Genomic DNA, 757 nt, shown 5'->3' with positions numbered 1-757 from the left:
ACGGCGTATTGATGATTAGGGCGCTCAGCGATGATATTGAGATGCTTAGAAACGCATTTATAAAAGTATGGCAAGGGTTGCGTTTAGCAGTGCTAGAACAAGAACCAGTTATGCCGAGAATATGGCTTACCTGACTTAACAAGGAATTTTACTATGGAACTCAGTCCGAGAGAAAAAGACAAATTGTTGATTTTTACCGCTGCACTTGTTGCCGAGCGTAGGCTCGCACGAGGCGTAAAGCTAAATTACCCTGAGGCGGTCGCACTTATTTCTGCTGCGATTATGGAAGGTGCCAGAGACGGTAAAACGGTCGCGGAGTTGATGAGCGAAGGGCGCCAGATTCTTTCTAGTAACGATGTGATGGATGGCATTGCTGACCTACTACATGAAGTACAGGTTGAAGCGACTTTTCCTGATGGAACGAAACTTGTTACTGTCCATAACCCGATTGTTTAGGAGCGAACATGAAGCTTGGTGAGTATTTTATTAAAGAAGGCGAGATCGAGCTTAATGCTGGTCGACCCGTTACTGAGATTAAGGTGGCCAATACGGGTGATAGACCTATTCAAGTTGGCTCTCACTATCATTTTGCAGAGACAAATTTGGCGCTTGAATTCGATCGTAACGAAGCTAAAGGGAAGCGCTTAGATATACCAGCTGGTACTGCAGTTAGATTTGAACCAGGTCAGTCGCGTACTGTTAACCTAGTGGAATTTGCCGGTAAAAAAGAGATATATGGCTTCCGTGGTGATGTGAT

2 protein-coding genes are annotated in these 757 nt (G+C 44.8%); both read left to right on the top strand.

What is annotated here, in order from left to right; genetic code table 11:
- Positions 1–153 precede the first annotated feature (153 nt).
- On the top strand, positions 154–456 hold the full coding sequence (gene ureA, locus A3762_RS05675) for an urease subunit gamma (RefSeq protein ID WP_068479118.1): 303 nt from the start codon (positions 154–156) through the stop codon (positions 454–456).
- An 8-nt stretch (positions 457–464) separates the two neighbouring features.
- A partial coding sequence (locus A3762_RS05670; RefSeq protein WP_068754459.1) for an urease subunit beta occupies positions 465–757 on the top strand: 293 nt, incomplete at its 3' end.

This window comes from Oleiphilus sp. HI0125, from assembly GCF_001635355.1.
The sequence above is the reverse complement of the archived record's forward strand: the minus strand, read 5'-3'. Positions and strand labels throughout refer to the sequence as shown.

Coding starts and splice junctions, on each gene's coding strand:
- ureA (WP_068479118.1), top strand. CDS start 154: ATGGAACTCAGTCCGAGAGAAAAAGACAAATTGTTGATTTTTACCGCT.